Origin of the sequence: Glutamicibacter sp. NPDC127525, assembly GCF_042672105.1 — a bacterium.
Lineage (GTDB): Bacteria > Actinomycetota > Actinomycetes > Actinomycetales > Micrococcaceae > Glutamicibacter.
On sequence record NZ_JBHXVN010000001.1, the window covers coordinates 761,250 to 776,699 of the forward strand.

The window sequence follows — 15,450 nt, forward strand, 5'->3', positions numbered from 1 at the left end:
GAATACGGTTGAGACCTTTTGTTATTACTGAGGCTAGTTCGTCCGGGCCATTACCAGCCCATGGCCTGCGCCCGCCGACGGATTTCAGTTTTACGTCCGGTGCGCAGAGCATTCATTGGAGTGCCGGGCAGCGATTCATCCTCGGTGAACAGCCAAATAACCGATTCCTCATCGGAGAAGCCGGCATCCAAGAGTACCGAAAGAGTGCCCTTCAGGCTTTCCACCACTACTCCGTCTTGGAGAAAATCTGCAGGGATCGAACGGACATTGCGAGCGCCAATTCTCAACGAAACAATGGCACGCTCATCCAGCAGTCGGTGCACGCGGCGAATATCTACATCTAATTCTTCAGCCACATCGGGCAGGGTCAGCCACTGGCCGACGAGATCTACGGTTTCCTTCACCCCTTAAGGTTCCCACAAATTCCTGATCCGCGCAGAAATTTGGATGAAACTCACCTCAGCAGTTCCCATGAGTCACAGGAGTAGTGTAAATTTTCTTGTATCACTTTGATAACAATTGCATCACAGTCAACATGGGGAACCACTTCCCCTCTGTTACCTGCGGAGCAAAGCCCGTTATTTTCACCGTATAAATGAGGATTGACTCCATGCCCCACGAATCCAAACATGCTTCCAAGCATGCGTTAGGCGTTGTAGCAGGCGCGGCCATTCCCGCTGCGGTCATTGGCAGCCTCGCCTTAGCTCCCGCAGCGCAGGCAGCACCGATGACTGTTCCCAACACCTCAGGAAGCTTTGCCAAGTCGGTAACTCCGGAGACCATTAAGGTCGCTGAAGACCAGATCAAGGCCCACCTGATCGCTTCGCGAGTATCTACGCTGGGATTGCCAGCTAAACGAGATGTTTCCGAAATCAAGATCCCGGCAGGTGCGTCCCTATGGAGCATCGCTCGGGAATATGACACAACCGTGTCAGAGCTGAAGAAGCTCAATAATCTTAAGAATGATTCAATCGTCGCCGGCAAGACACTCAAGGTCTCCGGTCATGCTTCGAAAAACAGCTCCAAGGGCAAGTCTTCGAGCTCGTCATCTTCAAGTACCGCCACTTACACCGTCAAGAACGGTGACACCCTCAGCGGCATTGCGAGCAAGCACGACATGAGCTTGTCTGATCTGTTGAAGAAGAATGACATCTCTGCAAGCAAGGTAATCTTCCCCGGCAATAAGCTGAAGGTCAAGGGTTCGGCGTCGAGCTCCAGCAATACGACGCAGACGAAGAAAACTTCTTCCTCGTCGGGTTCTTCAACCTACACTGTGAAGAACGGTGACACCCTCGGAAGCATCGCCATCAAGCACAATATGAGCTTGTCTTCGCTCCTTAGCAAGAACGATATCTCGGCCAGCAAGGTGATCTTCCCTGGCGACAAGATCAAGGTCAAGGGTTCTTCGTCCTCTGGCTCTTCGTCGAAGTCCTCCCAGAAGAAGTCCTCCTCCTCCGGTTCTTCAAGCTACACCGTCAAGTCCGGTGACACGCTCAGCGGCATTGCGGCCAAGCACGGCATGAGCTTGTCCGATCTGTTGAAGACCAATGACATCTCTGCCAGCAAGCCGATCTTCCCAGGCAGCAAGATCAAGGTCTCGGGTGGCACGTCGTCTTCGAGCTCCTCGCCGAAGAGCACTGCTGCGCCCAAGGCCAAGGCCAAGACGTCGACCTACTCCGTGAAGTCCGGCGATACTCTCAGTGGCATCGCGACCAGCCACGACATGAAGCTGGCCACCTTGCTGGATTTGAACCCCGAGTACAGCTCGAGCACGCCATTGAAGATCGGCGCCAAGCTGAAGGTTTCGGGCTCCTCGGTTGCACCGTCGGGTCAGGTCAAGAAGCAGAAGATCGGCAATAGCTTCGCTGGTCGTACCTACGCAGATCACGTTGTGCGGGATGCTAACTCGAACAAGGACTACCTTGACTCGATCAGCGTCCCGAGCCGCGGCGAGATGCAGGACCTGATCCGTTCCACTGCAAAGAGCATGGGCGTTGACCCGGCTCTGGCGTTGGCTCACGCGTACCAGGAGTCTGGCTTCAACATGCGTGCGGTCTCCCCTGCTAACGCCGTTGGCGCCATGCAGGTACTGCCAAGCACCGGTGACTGGATCGCATCGGTCATTGGCCAGGACCTGAACGTCCTGAACCCACGGGATAACGTTGTCGCTGGTGTCGCAGTAATTGCCTACAATTTGGACAACACCGACAACCTGGACAACGCAATCGCATCGTACTACCAGGGTCTGGCCGGTGTTCGTAACAACGGCATGTACGAAGACACCAAGCATTATGTAGCCAGCATCAAGGCTCACATGAAGAATTACCGCTAAATAGCCAAAAGGAGAGGCGCTTCCAACACGGTGTGTTGGAAGCGCCTCTTTTTTTGTTGCAGCTGATCAGGCTGCTCCTAGCCTGTACGGTGGTCAAGATCCAATGGCATGTCGATTACCACCTTGGTCCCGCCCTTCTCGCTCTGTACCCAACGGATTTCACCCGATAGTTCGCTGGTAACCAGAGTGCGGACAATTTGCAGCCCAAGTCCCTCGCGGCGTGGCTCTTCTGGCAACCCGTGGCCGTCATCTTCAATGACAACCCGTAGCCAATCCTTGCTATCGGCACCCTTGTAGCGTTCGGCAACCAGCGCGACTTCACCGTTGCGATGCGCTAGTCCATGTTCCACGGCATTAGTCACCAGCTCATTGATCACCAGTGACAACGGTGTCGCCAAATCAGCGTCAAGCATGCCGAATTCGCCTTCACGACGCGTGGATACCCTTTGCTCCGGAGAAGCGATTTCCACGATCAGACGGAACTGGCGATCCATCAGATCATCAAATTTGACGGTTTCGTTCAGGCCCTTGGACAGGAAGTCGTGGACCGAAGCGATAGTGGAGACTCGTCGCATTGCCTGCTCCAGGCCCTGCTTGCCGTCCTCTGAGCTCATCCTGCGCGATTGCATGCGCAACAGCGCCGCGACAGTCTGCAAGTTGTTCTTCACGCGATGATGGATTTCACGGATCGTAGCGTCCTTGGTGACCAGTTCTTTTTCGCGACGGCGCAGTTCGGACACATCGCGGCACAGCACCAGTGCGCCCCAGCGCTTTGATTCGTTGCGCAGCGGAATGGCACGCAGGGAGAGGGTGACTCCGCGATGTTCCACCTCGGTACGCCATGGCATCTTGCCCTGGAGCACCAGCGGAAGAGTTTCGTCGACTACACGACGGTCGCTGACCAGTGCCATCGTCAGATCAGCCAGTGGCTGGCCCTGGAGGACATCAGCTGCGCCTAATCGGCGGAAAGCTGAAACAGCGTTCGGGCTGGCGAATTCGACGGCTCCATCAACGTTGAGCCGGATGAAACCATCACCGACGCGCGGCGCGCCACGGCGGGAGCCGGTAGGGCTGGCGAAGTCCGGCCACAGCCCTTGGGTACCCATCTGCAACAGGTCATCAGCGCTTTGCCGGTAGACCAATTCCAGATTGCTGGGTGTGCGGGACTGGTTCGGATCGAAGTGGGAAGTGATGACCGCAACCGGTTGGTTCTGGCGCACTAGCGGAATCGCCTGCACCGTGGTCAACCCCATGATGATATCTTTGCCGGCTTGTTCGGCCGAGCGTTGCACTTGCTTGGTTTCCCAAGCGCGGTCCACCATGATGCGCAGATCCTTGCGGATCCGTTCTCCCACGAAGTCGCTATGGAAGGCGGTATGCGAGGTGGAAGGGCGCACGTGTGCCAAAGCCGTATAGGAACCGTCCCCGGTGGGGAACCAGAGCACCAGGTCTGCGAATGCTAGATCCGAGACCAGTTGCCAGTCCCCCACCAGGAGGTGGAGCCAATCCTCATCACCGGGCGCTAGTGCAGCACGTTGACGTAATTCTTCGGTGATGAGGGCCATTGGCGGTATTTACCTTCGGACGATGGAACGCAAGAGGCGAAGTGCCACGGAAAGTGAAGCCATGTCGTCTCGTTCCAGGCTGTTCACTTCCGCGAACATAGTCTTCGCACGATCAAGGTTAGCCGCGTTTGCCTCTTCCCATGCAGCAACACGCTCTGCCGGGTCAGCAATATCGCCGTGGGCATCCAGGATGTTGCCGGTCAGGTCGATGATCGTGGTGTACAGGTCATCGCGCATTGCGGCACGAGCCAGCGCCTGCCAACGATCCGAGCGAGGAAGGTTGGTGATGCGATTCAGCAGGCTGTCCACATCGAACAAGTCGTAGAGCACGTAGTATGTTTCTGCAACCTTGACCGGAGCGGTCCCGGTGCGGTGCACATATTCTGCCACGTCCAGCAGCGCGTAGGATTCGAACTGAGTCGCCCACATGCTGGCACGACGCTCCGGGATCCCCTGGTCCATGGCCTCTTCACGCCACTCCTGGAATCTCTGGAGGTCAGTGCCCCGAACCAAGGTTGGCAGGGCCTCACGCAGTTCGGTAACCGTCGCTTCGTAGCGTTTGACCGCTTCGGTGACCAGCAGTTCCTGATCGACGCGGTTGATGAACCAGCGGGTGGCACGGTCCAGCAGGCGGCGCATGTCGTGGTGCTGGCGGCCCCAGTGTTCCAGATCGGTTCCGGCAGGCTGTGCATTGATCGCATCGAACTGGCGGTCGAATCCGTAGATCTCACGCAGCGCGCAGAAGACCTTGGCAATCTGGACTTCGCTGGCACTGGTTTCTTCCATAGCACGGAAGACGTAGGTGATGCCGCCCATGTTCACGATGTCGTTGGCGATCACGGTCGCGATGATTTCTCGGCGCAACGGATGGCTTTCGAGCTGATCCCCGAAACGCTCTACCAACTTGGTTGGGAAGTAGCGGCGCAGGGTCCGGGTGAAGTACGGATCATCGGCGAGATCGGATTCGGTCAGCGCGTTCGCCAGCTGGATCTTCGCGTATGCGGCCAGCACCGAGAGCTCTGGGGTGGTCATCGCCTCGCCAGCGGCGCGGCGCTCTTCCAGCTGATCCGCGTTTGGCAAGAACTCCAAGCCACGGTTCAAGTCAGCATGGGCTTCCAGCCACTGCATCAGGCGCTCGTACGCTGGTGTCCAGGTCAGTGCCGCATGCTTCTCATTGAGCAGCAACACGTTCTGTTCGAAGTTGGTCGTCAGCACCAGATCACCGATGTTATCGGTCATCGAGAGCAGGAACTCCGTGCGTTCAGCCTCGGTGAGATTGCCCGCCTTGATCTGGCGGTCCACGAAGATCTTGATGTTCACTTCGCGGTCAGAAGTGTCCACGCCAGCAGAGTTGTCAATGGCATCGGTGTTCAGCAGGACGCCCTTGCGGGCTGCCTCAATACGGCCCAGCTGGGTCATGCCCAAGTTGCCGCCTTCGCCAACAACTTTCACGCGCAGATCTGCGCCGTCGACGCGGATGGCGTCGTTGGCTCGGTCGCCGACCTGGCCGTGGGTTTCAGCCGCTGACTTCACGTAGGTACCAATACCGCCGTTGTAGAGCAGGTCCACTGGCGCTGAGAGGATGGCCTTGAGCAGTTCGTTAGGGCTCAGCTTGGTGGTGCCGGCGTCCAAGCCCAGGACCTCGCGGACCTCGGCGCTAACCGGCACGGACTTGAGGCTGCGCGAGTACACGCCGCCTCCGGCCGAGAGCAGCTCCTTGTTGTAGTCTGCCCAGCTGGAGCGTGGCAGATCATACAGGCGCTGGCGCTCGTCAAAGGCGACCTGGGGATCCGGGTTCGGATCCAGGAAGATATCACGGTGGTCGAAGGCCGCCACCAGCTTCACGGTGGGGGTACGGCGCAAACCGTTGCCGAACACGTCTCCGGACATATCGCCCACGCCGACGGCGGTGAATTCGTCCTTCTGGGTGTCGATGCCCAGCTCGAAGAAGTGGCGCTTCACCGATTCCCAGGCGCCGCGTGCGGTGATGCCCATGCCCTTGTGGTCGTAGCCCACCGAGCCGCCCGAAGCAAAGGCATCGCCCAGCCAGTGGCCCTTGTCGGCCGAGATCGAGTTGGCGATATCGGAGAAGCTCGCGGTGCCCTTGTCGGCAGCGACCACCAGGTAGGAATCATCGCCATCGCGACGAACCACGTTGGCAGGGGCTTCGATGTGCTCACCGTTTTCGTCGGTAACCATGTTGTCGGTCAGCTCCAGCAGGGTGCGGATGAAGACCTTGTACGCGCCCTTGCCTTCTTCCATCCATGCGCCGCGGTCGAGAGCTGGATTGGGAAGCTGCTTGGCGTAGAAACCGCCCTTGGCACCAGTTGGCACGATGACGGAGTTCTTGACCATCTGGGCCTTGACCAGACCCAGCACTTCCGTACGGAAATCTTCTCGGCGATCGGACCAGCGCAGGCCACCGCGGGCCACGGCGCCGAAGCGGAAGTGGGTACCCTCAACACGCGGCGAGTAGACCCACAATTCGTGCTTCGGACGCGGGAATGGCGCGAAATCGATCTCTTCCGGGGCCAGCTTGAATGCCAGTGCCTGGTGGGTGGTGAAGTAGTTGGTGCGTTTGGTCGCTTCGATCACCTTCACGAAACGGCGCAGCAAGGTGTCGGCATCCAACGTTGGCACGGATTCCAGCGCTTCGGTGACCTTTGCGTGCGCCTTCTGCCGAGCAGCTTCCGAAGCCACGGAGCTCAGCTGCGGGTCGAAGGTGGCCTGGAACAGCTCCACAATGGCGTGGGTGACTGACGGGTTGCCAACCAAGGTGCTGGCGATGAAGCCAGTGGAGTTCGGAACCCCGAGCTGCAGCAGGTAGTGGGCGTAGGCACGAAGCATCGAGACTTCCTCCCACGTGAGTCCCTCGTGCAGCACCAGTGCGTTAAGGCTGTCGGATTCGGCGAGGTTGCGGACCACTGCGCAGTAGGCCTCAGCCAGCTTGGCTTCCACGGCCTGGAAGTTGATCTCCTCATCGATCTTCAGGCCCATGTCGTAGATGTAGCGTTCGCCGATTCCTTCTGGATTCAGCTCGTAGGGGCGTTCATCGACGACTTCCAGACCCAGATGCTGCAGAACTGGCAGTATGCGCGAGAGCAGCAGCGGCTTGGTCACATAGATCTTCATGCGCTTGGAAACAGCAGAATCCTCATCCTGCTTCTCGTCATCGTAGAAGGAGACAACCGGGCCATCGACTTCTGGACTGCTCAACTCGGTGAGCAGGTCAATATCCTTCAGCGCATCTTCGATTTCGAACTGCACCTTGTAGGAAGCCGGGAAAGCTTCGGCCCAAGCGTTGGACAGCGTGTTGGCATCGCCCAGTTCCAGGCGCGCGCGGGCGGTGTCAACGATGGCGTCAGACCAGGAGCGCACGGCCTTGGCAATACGATTCTCCAGTGCCTTGCGGTCAACCACGGGGGCCAGTCCGTGGCGTTGCAGGCGCAGCCGGTAGAACAAGCGAACGAGCGCGCCCGCACCCAGCTGCGCTTCATATTCAACGGATTCTGCGTTGAAGCTGCGCTGCAGCTCCTGCTCCACCCGCAGGCGCACTGCGGTGGAGAAACGATCACGTGGCAGGAACACCATGGCAGTGACGAAGCGGCCGTAGTCGTCCTTGCGAAGGAAGACCGAGGTGCGGCGGCGTTCCTGCAGGCGCAGGATACCGAGGGCAATCTTGGTCAACTCGTCGACGGAGATTTGGAACATCTCATCGCGTGGGTAGCTTTCCAGAATAGTGGTGATGTCCTTGCCCGAGTGGGAATCAGGCGCGAAGCCGGTGCGCTTCAGCACCGCTTCAACCTTTTCGCGTACCAGCGGGACGGTCTTCACGCTCGAGGTGTAAACACTGGAGGAGAAGAGGCCGATGAAACGGCGTTCGCCGTTGACTTCGCCATTGGCATCGAAGCTCTTGACTCCGACATAGTCCAGGTACACGCCACGGTGAACGGTGGAACGGGAGTTCGCCTTGGTCACGATCAGCGCACGCTTGTCGCGAGCGGTGATGCGGCCGCGCTTGGTCAGGTGCTGTGGACCTTGGTCCGCCAGATCGCGCATCAGTCCCAAGCCGCTGCCTGGGCGGGCGACCAGGACGTCTTCGCCGTTGATGGTTTCCAGCGAGTAGTCGCGGTAGCCCAGGAACGTGAACTTTCCGTCAGCTAACCAGTCCAGCAGCTCCGATGCCTGCTGCACCTCGGCGATTTCCTCAGCCTTCGGAGTCTGCGGAAGGCTCTGCGCAATATCCTTGGCCCGGTCCAGCATGGCCGGCCAGTCCTTCACTGCAACACGCACATCTGCCAGAACGCTATAGAGGCGCTCAACAAATTCCTTGGCCTGCTCATCGCTGAGCTCGCGAGCGAGCTCGACTGAAATCCACGATTCGATGCGGGTTTCTGCACCGGCCGAAATCAGGGTGCTCAAATCCGAGAGCGCAGCGGTGTCACCGCTGGCAACATGCTGCAGACCAGCATGGCTGATCTTTGAAATTTCGCCGGTCTCGGTCTTGCGGGAGACAACGAACGTCGGATGCACTACCAGCTGAATTGGTGAATTCAGCTGCACTAGTGCGGCAGTTACCGAATCAACAAGGAATGGCATGTCATCGGTGACGATGTGGACCACTGAAATTCCGTTGTTGCGGGTAATGGCGACATTAGCGTTTTCAGCATCACGCTGATACCCGATTTCCAGATGTGCTGCCACGCGAGCTTCGAGTTCGTCTGGCCGGTAGGCCGCCACGTCTTCGGTCGCAATTTGGCCATAGTACTCGCTCACCAATTTCGAGGTGAGTGTCTCATCCATGAATGATTCTGACATGCTGGATTCCGACGAGTTCAAAAGAACGCCTCCAAGAACAAAGTTCGATCAACCCGCGCCTTTGCGGATCTCTAGTTTTACCCACATTACTCGGTTTTCACCTCTGGGGTTCAAGCTTCGGAGCGAAATCGACGACTATTCCATTTCTTGGGTGAATCCGTGGAATTTATGCCGGCCAAAGACCGTATTTCCATACGCAATAGGCACCGAGGTGCGATTTCGAGCAATGGGCTTCCTCCCAGCACTGCCGCGTTGCACGCGGCGTTGTCCTCGGGCAGATACCCTGCGATTTGGTGCGTCGGCCCAAACCGGTCCCACGCTTCAATCAACCTGCGCTTCGGGCTGCGCCCGGTACTGCTGGCTCCCACGCGGTTGAAGACGATTTTCGGATTCAGCCCGGGCAGTGCATCCTCCAATTCGTCGATGGCGCGAAGTGCACGCGGAATTCCCAAGCTGTCGGCACGCACGATCATGAAAAGCTCATCGGAGCACTGGAGCATCTCGACGGTGACAGCGTTTCGCTGTGGTGCTTGGGTATCGAAACTGAGCTGTTCGTCCAATTCAATGTACGGAGCCAAATCCAATACGACCAGGTCGTAGTGAACTTTGAGCAGCATGGCCGCTCGCCGCAGCGCCGAGGCCCGGACCTCGGGCCACCGGCTAGCACGCGGGATTCCGGTCGCCACGCGCATGGTCGCCTCCCCGACCTGGACCAAGGAACATGCAGCGTTGAGTCGGGCAACATCCAACGAGCCGGCGTCGATGGCACGGCACAACTGCGCAATGGATGCCGATTCGTCCATGAGCCCCAATTGAATGGCGATGCTGGCGGCGTAGGTATCTGCGTCCAGAAGCACCACGGTTTTTCCTGCTGCCGCCGTTTCCACCGCATAATTCAGCGCGACGGTACTGCGCCCGGGAGATCCAGGGGCGCTCCAGAAGCTGACGATTCTTCCGTTCCGGCCCGTAGAGTCGTCCTCCGGTTCGGGAACCGCGAGCGTTCCGTCGGTTCCAGAATGATTCAATGACTGAACTACGCCCCTGATGCGTCCTTCCAGCTCGGCCATGCCGGAATCCGCAGGCAGATGAAGCACATCAGGCAATGGCTTCCAGTCTTCGGGCCGGTCAAAGAACAGGACAACCGCTGTCTGGCGCATCAGCAACGCATCAAGTTGTTCCATGGGCGGCACCAGCTGGGCGTCGGCAACGATCAGCACATCAGCCATTCCGGTATCGCAAGCGGCAATGGCTTCGGCTATGCCGGAGCAGACGCGGGTGACCATCAGTTCCCCGCGGTACCCTTCGATTTGCCGGACGATTTTCTCCTGGTCGCCGAGCACTACGACCGAAATACTCATTGTTCGGTCCCGGCCGGGTTGTAGACGACGATAATTCTCGATTCGTTGGCCAGCGCTTGAAGCAGCGGTTCAAGCTGATTCGGTTCCACCAGCAGTTCCAGGTTGGTGCCTTGGGTTCCCACCAGTCCCCCGCCGCTTTCAACGCGTGCGGCGACTTCGACCATGGAGGAGAGCTTTTCCGGGACTCCGTAGGTGCTGCCGCTGGTTTCGCGTTTGGCAATCCATACGTCAACGAAGCTACCGGGGGTAATCGACGAAGAAAGGTCTGCCGGAAGATCGACATTAACCGGCCTGCGCGATCCCACTTCACTGTGCATTATCGAGGTGACTGGAATCAGCTGCCCTTCGCTGATAAAGGTGTTCGCTCGGGCGTCCTGGCCGAGCTGCGCATCTGTGTGCAGGTAGTTCTCGAGAGTTTCGCCAAGCTGGACTTCTTGAGTTTTCATGTTCTCGCTGGTCAGCTTTTCTCCGAGGGTGATATTGGTGCTGGCGACATACACCGTGGACGTCTGATGCAATTCGCCGACCAGGTACACGGTTCCCGCGACCGAAGCGACTACGAGCACCGCGCCGAGAGCCAGGCGTGGGTCCTTCCAACTAGGCCGTCGCACACGCGAGGCCGAGGTTGTCCGCGCGTCCTGGGCGATCTGTTCTGTGATCAAGGCTCTGACCTTCCGCCAGCATAGGTGCTTATGGATGGTGAGCCTACGACAACTTGGTCCTGCTGGAAAGACCTTGCGTGCACTTGTGGATCACGAAAGAGTGATCGCTTCGACCCATCCGATGGCATCCAGTGGAATCAGCAGTTGCGTTGAGGCCTGCTGTGCTCTGGCGAATTCATCGCGAGGATGCACCAGAACTATCAAAAAATCCTTGGCTACCTGAGTCAGCGTTCCTTCAGCCATGGAGCTGCCCGCACGGCCAAAAACATGGCATCGTGCGCGGTCCCGGAGCAATCCCCGAAGAACCGAGGAAAACTTCACCGAGCGGCCCGGCGCGCGCCGTTCCACCGCAGGTGCGCGCCCCGGCGGAAGGGCGAAGGATTCAATCGCTCCACTGCGGATCACCCATTGGGCCTGCTCTGTTTCCAGGCAGACGTAATCGGTCGCGCAAGGGCCGAGCTTCGCGCGGAGTTCGGTTCCCCCGGCCAGCCGGAGGCTCAATTCGTGTCCGTAGAACCGCATCAGAGCAGGCAGCAGTTCGGCAGTTGCCCGTTCAACCCTGATATTTTCGGCAATTTCTTCACGCAACTGCGCCCGGCTCTGTTCTGCTAGCTGAGCCTCCAAGTCGTCGAAGAGTGAATCCCACCGCATGCGCCCACTGTACGAGAATAAACATTTTTGCGTAACCCTATTCACAAAAAGATCTCTAAGTGTAACTATTAACATCAAACAACATCAAATGACATCAAAATTCATTCAAGGAAGTGATTCGGGTGTCTCGCCAACGGCAAATATTCGTGCTGCTGCTCTTTTCGGCAGCGTCATTGGTCATTATCAATGTGGGAATCCAGTGGATATCTGATTACTTCCGGTCCCCAGTCGATGGGCGCGCCACAGCGGACCACATAAGGCTTCTCGTCAGCCTTTCGTTCCTGGCGTTGCTTACGCTGTACTTGCTGCGCGTGGCCTTGGCCCAGATGATCCGCTGGGCCTTCACCCACCGCAAGCCGAAGCTAGCGCGGTTCTTCGAACGAATCGCCCCCGCACTGAGCAGGAGAATTCTAGGCTCAATGCTTGGAACCTCGATTGCCCTCTCTTCAGTCGCTGCAGCCTACGCGGGTGTACCACTGGCGGTTTCCCTGGCACAGGTCCCGGCGGAAAACGCCAGCCAAGAACTAGCCAGCCATGCAGGCCCGCAGCAAAACTCCGTACCGAGCCCGCAATGGTTCCCCGAATCCATGAGCGTTCCGCTGAGCCCACTGGTATCCCCCGGGGCCAGGAATCCAGGCCAACGTTCGGTGCAACGCACAGAAGTTGTCGTCGCTGAAGGGCAGAATCTGTGGACCATAGCGGCAGATCATCTAGGTGCCCAGGCCACCGTGGAAGAAATTTCTGCCTATTGGCCAAAGATCTATCAACGCAACAAGAAGTCCATCGGCACCGACCCGGACCTGCTGCGAGTTGGAACGGTACTTGAACTACCACCAGCCAGCTAAGCGCATTCAAGAACTTCCCCACGCCCAACTAGGAGTCATCATGAGCACCATCGCCATCAGCCCCCGTAGCGCCAACACAGGCTACTATCAACCGGACATCTACGCAGCCAACCTCCCAGACCCGAACCCGGCTGGCGCCACCTCGGCTGCCGATCCATGCCAGGCTCCGGCTCACCTGCGTCGGGCAATGGACAATATCTTCCATCGCTCTGCTGTCTACCGCAGCGAGCACCGGGCCATCGTTGAGATTTCGCATGCAGTAGCCCGCGCGGTCTTCGAAATCGTGGCTGGGTACCGCACCGTGAATCAGCTGGCATTCGTGATGGAGCCCTCTTGCATTGCCAAGCTCCGGCGCCGGGCCCTCCTGGAGACCCAGTGCTACACGCTCGAGCCGCTGCCGGGCACGGCACACGGGCAGATCATCTCATTGCACCTGGACCGGTGCATATCAGGTTCTTGGGAATGCACCGTCATCTTGGGCTTTAAATACCGCGTCCGTGCCGTGGCTCTGAAAATTGAGCCCTGGCACGGACGGTGGCAGGTGACCGATGTGGAGCTAATCTAGCTGCGCTTGGCCTTCTTGTTCTTCTTTTTGCTCGACGTTGCCTGGGCGCGAGTGGTGCTGGCTTCGCCATCTTCATCCGGGCCGGTGAACTGCAGGTTCTTCGGCTTCGCCGACTCGTCAACCGCTGGCGCGGCAGCTGCTTCAGCTCCGGTGGGGATCTCCAAGTTGAAGAGGGTTCCGATGCTTTCCTCGCGGATGCCTTCCATCATGGTCTGGAACATGGTGTAGCCTTCACGCTGATATTCCACTAGCGGGTCGCGCTGGGCCATGGCACGCAGTCCGATTCCTTCCTTGAGGTAATCCATCTCGTACAGGTGCTCCTGCCACTTGCGACCGATGGTCGAGAGCACTACACGGCGCTCCAGATCGCGCATGGTGGAAGAACCAACAAGCTTTTCCCGCTCTTCGTACTGGTACTGGGCATCCGAGAGGATTTCGCGTTCCAGGAACTGCGCGGAGAGGTGCCCCACTCCGCCGGCCTCTTCGAGAACTTCATCGATGGTGATGCCGATCGGGTACAGCTGCTTGAGGTTGGTCCACAACGACTTGAGCTCCCAATCGTCCGGGTCGCCGACCTGGGTCGCTTCCAGGACCATTGCCTTGACGACATCTTCCAGGAAGTGGCCGACCTTCTCTTCGAGGTCGTCGCCTTCCAGGATGGAACGGCGGTCAGCGTAGATCGCTTCACGCTGGCGGTTCATCACGTCATCGTATTTCAGCACATTCTTGCGCTGCTCGGCGTTGACGCCTTCCACCTGTGCCTGGGCGGACTCAATGGCGCGCGAAACCATCTTGGATTCCAGCGCCACGTCATCTGGCATCGACGGGTTGTTCATGATGCGCTCGGCCATCCCGGAGTTGAACCGGCGCATCAGGTCATCGGTCATCGACAGGTAGAAACGCGATTCGCCCGGGTCGCCCTGGCGGCCGGAGCGACCACGCAGCTGGTTATCGATGCGGCGTGATTCGTGCCGTTCGGTGCCCAGCACGTACAGGCCGCCGAGCGCCGCAACTTCCTTCGATTCGTTGGCGACGGTTTCCTTCGCCTTGTCAAAGACTTCGTCCCAGACCGTGTTGTACTCTTCCGGGTTGTTCTCCGCATCCAGGCCACGGCGCTCCATCTCGGCCACGGCCAGGAACTCAGCGTTGCCGCCGAGCATGATGTCGGTACCGCGGCCGGCCATGTTGGTAGAAACGGTCACCGCGTTCTTGCGGCCGGCCATCGCGACCACGGCAGCTTCGCGAGCGTGCTGCTTGGCGTTGAGCACCTCGTGGCGGATGCCCTTCTTGGAGAGCAGCCGGGAGAGGTATTCGCTCTTTTCCACGCTGGTGGTGCCCACCAGGATCGGCTGGCCCGTCGCATGGCGCTCGGCAATGTCCTCAACCACAGCATTGAACTTGGCGACTTCATTCTTGTAGATGTAGTCCGACTGGTCCATGCGGATTGCTGGCTTATTGGTAGGAATCTCCACCACGCCCAGCTTGTAGGTACCCATGAATTCCGCCGCCTCGGTCTGCGCCGTACCGGTCATGCCCGAAATCTTGGCGTACATGCGGAAGTAGTTCTGCAAGGTCACTGTGGCCAGAGTCTGGTTCTCGGCCTTGATCTCAACGTTTTCCTTGGCCTCGATGGCCTGGTGCATGCCCTCGGAGTAGCGGCGGCCAGCCAGTGCACGGCCAGTATGCTCGTCAACGATCATGACTTCGCCGTTGACAACGACGTAGTCCTTGTCCTTCTTGAACAGTTCCTTGGCCTTGATGGCGCTGTTCAGGAAGCCGATCAGCGGGGTGTTGTTCGCTTCGTAGAGGTTATCGATGCCCAGGTAGTCCTCGACCTTTTCGATGCCCGACTCCAGCACGCCGATGGTGCGCTTCTTTTCGTCGACCTCGTAATCGTCTTCACGCTTCAGTCGCGAGACGATCTTGGAGAATTCGGTGTACCAGCGGTTCACATCGCCCGAAGCCTGTCCGGAGATGATCAGCGGGGTACGCGCCTCATCGATCAGGATCGAGTCGACCTCATCGACGATGACGAAGTTGTGTCCGCGCTGGACCAGCTCGTCCTTGCTCCACGCCATGTTGTCGCGCAGGTAGTCGAATCCGAACTCGTTGTTCGTGCCGTAGGTGATATCGGCTTCATACTGCTTGCGCCGCTCGGCAGGCTTCTGGCTGGAGAGAATGCAGCCGCAGGTCAGACCGAGGAAGCGGAAGACGCGACCCATCAGATCCGACTGGTACTGGGCGAGGAAGTCGTTGGTTGTCACCACGTGCACGCCGTCACCGGTCAACGCGTTCAGGTAAGCCGGTGCGGTAGCGACCAGGGTCTTGCCTTCACCGGTACGCATTTCAGCGATGTTTCCCAGATGCAGGGCAGCACCGCCCATGAGCTGGACGTCGAAGTGGCGCATGCCAAGGACCCGGTCCGAGGCTTCGCGGACCACCGCAAAAGCTTCTGGGAGCAAGTCGTCCAACGTCTCACCGTTAGCCAAACGTTCGCGGAACTTGTCGGTTTCACCCTTGAGCTCTTCGTCCGAAAGTTCGCGAATTTCGACTTCCAACGTATTGATCGTGTCGGCGTACTTACGAAGAGTCTTCAGAATCTTCTTGTCGCCGGTACGCAAAATACGTTCTAGCAATGATGCCACGTGGTAGCT

At 58.5% G+C, this 15,450-nt stretch carries 10 protein-coding genes; 3 read left to right on the forward strand and 7 right to left on the reverse strand.

Translation table 11 applies throughout. The features are described from left to right. Window positions 1-50 precede the first annotated feature (50 nt). Complete coding sequence (locus ACFVHU_RS03515; RefSeq protein WP_105656811.1) at window positions 51-404, reverse strand: Rv2175c family DNA-binding protein; 354 nt, start codon at window positions 402-404, stop codon at window positions 51-53. A gap of 206 nt (window positions 405-610) precedes the next feature. Here ACFVHU_RS03515 and ACFVHU_RS03520 point away from each other — a divergent pair, with 206 nt between their 5' ends. Then, the gene (locus tag ACFVHU_RS03520; protein ID WP_332485973.1) at window positions 611-2,332 is read left to right on the forward strand and encodes a LysM peptidoglycan-binding domain-containing protein; all 1,722 of its coding nucleotides are present in this window, start codon (window positions 611-613) and stop codon (window positions 2,330-2,332) included. A 77-nt stretch (window positions 2,333-2,409) separates the two neighbouring features. Here ACFVHU_RS03520 and ACFVHU_RS03525 read toward each other — a convergent pair whose 3' ends face one another. The 5 genes from ACFVHU_RS03525 to ACFVHU_RS03545 all read right to left on the reverse strand — a co-directional run bounded on the left by ACFVHU_RS03525 (window position 2,410) and on the right by ACFVHU_RS03545 (window position 11,431). Further along, on the reverse strand, window positions 2,410-3,897 hold the full coding sequence (locus ACFVHU_RS03525; protein ID WP_105656813.1) for a sensor histidine kinase: 1,488 nt from the start codon (window positions 3,895-3,897) through the stop codon (window positions 2,410-2,412). 9 nt (window positions 3,898-3,906) lie between these two features. Next, window positions 3,907-8,700: an NAD-glutamate dehydrogenase gene (locus ACFVHU_RS03530; protein WP_388022488.1), complete on the reverse strand. Its 4,794-nt coding sequence runs from the start codon at window positions 8,698-8,700 to the stop codon at window positions 3,907-3,909. Between the two features lie 125 nt (window positions 8,701-8,825). Next, window positions 8,826-10,073, reverse strand: a complete 1,248-nt coding sequence (locus tag ACFVHU_RS03535) for a CpaE family protein (protein ID WP_388022491.1) — start codon at window positions 10,071-10,073, stop codon at window positions 8,826-8,828. Continuing rightward, window positions 10,070-10,735, reverse strand: a complete 666-nt coding sequence (locus ACFVHU_RS03540; RefSeq protein WP_166650796.1) for a flagella basal body P-ring formation protein FlgA — start codon at window positions 10,733-10,735, stop codon at window positions 10,070-10,072. The genes ACFVHU_RS03535 and ACFVHU_RS03540 overlap by 4 nt, the downstream gene beginning before the upstream one ends. A gap of 90 nt (window positions 10,736-10,825) precedes the next feature. Next, window positions 10,826-11,431, reverse strand: a complete 606-nt coding sequence (locus tag ACFVHU_RS03545) for a hypothetical protein (RefSeq protein WP_388022495.1) — start codon at window positions 11,429-11,431, stop codon at window positions 10,826-10,828. 77 nt (window positions 11,432-11,508) lie between these two features. Between ACFVHU_RS03545 and ACFVHU_RS03550 the strand changes: the two genes are divergently transcribed. Then, complete coding sequence (locus ACFVHU_RS03550) at window positions 11,509-12,231, forward strand: hypothetical protein (protein ID WP_388022498.1); 723 nt, start codon at window positions 11,509-11,511, stop codon at window positions 12,229-12,231. Window positions 12,232-12,271: 40 nt separating this feature from the next. Then, a complete protein-coding gene (locus tag ACFVHU_RS03555) occupies window positions 12,272-12,796 on the forward strand; it encodes an Rv3235 family protein (RefSeq protein WP_332485966.1) in 525 nt (174 codons plus the stop codon). Here the strand turns inward: ACFVHU_RS03555 and secA are convergent. Then, window positions 12,793-15,441 (reverse strand): preprotein translocase subunit SecA, encoded by a 2,649-nt coding sequence (gene secA / locus ACFVHU_RS03560; protein ID WP_332594663.1) that lies wholly within the window; start codon window positions 15,439-15,441, stop codon window positions 12,793-12,795. The two genes, ACFVHU_RS03555 and secA, sit on opposite strands and share 4 nt — an antisense overlap. Between the last annotated feature and the right edge of the window lie 9 nt (window positions 15,442-15,450).

Excerpts from the sequence above, each read along its gene's own strand:
- ACFVHU_RS03520 (WP_332485973.1), top strand. The coding sequence starts at position 611 with ATGCCCCACGAATCCAAACATGCTTCCAAGCATGCGTTAGGCGTTGTA.
- ACFVHU_RS03525 (WP_105656813.1), bottom strand. The coding sequence starts at position 3,897 with ATGGCCCTCATCACCGAAGAATTACGTCAACGTGCTGCACTAGCGCCC.
- ACFVHU_RS03530 (WP_388022488.1), bottom strand. The coding sequence starts at position 8,700 with ATGGATGAGACACTCACCTCGAAATTGGTGAGCGAGTACTATGGCCAA.
- ACFVHU_RS03535 (WP_388022491.1), bottom strand. The coding sequence starts at position 10,073 with ATGAGTATTTCGGTCGTAGTGCTCGGCGACCAGGAGAAAATCGTCCGG.
- ACFVHU_RS03555 (WP_332485966.1), top strand. The coding sequence starts at position 12,272 with ATGAGCACCATCGCCATCAGCCCCCGTAGCGCCAACACAGGCTACTAT.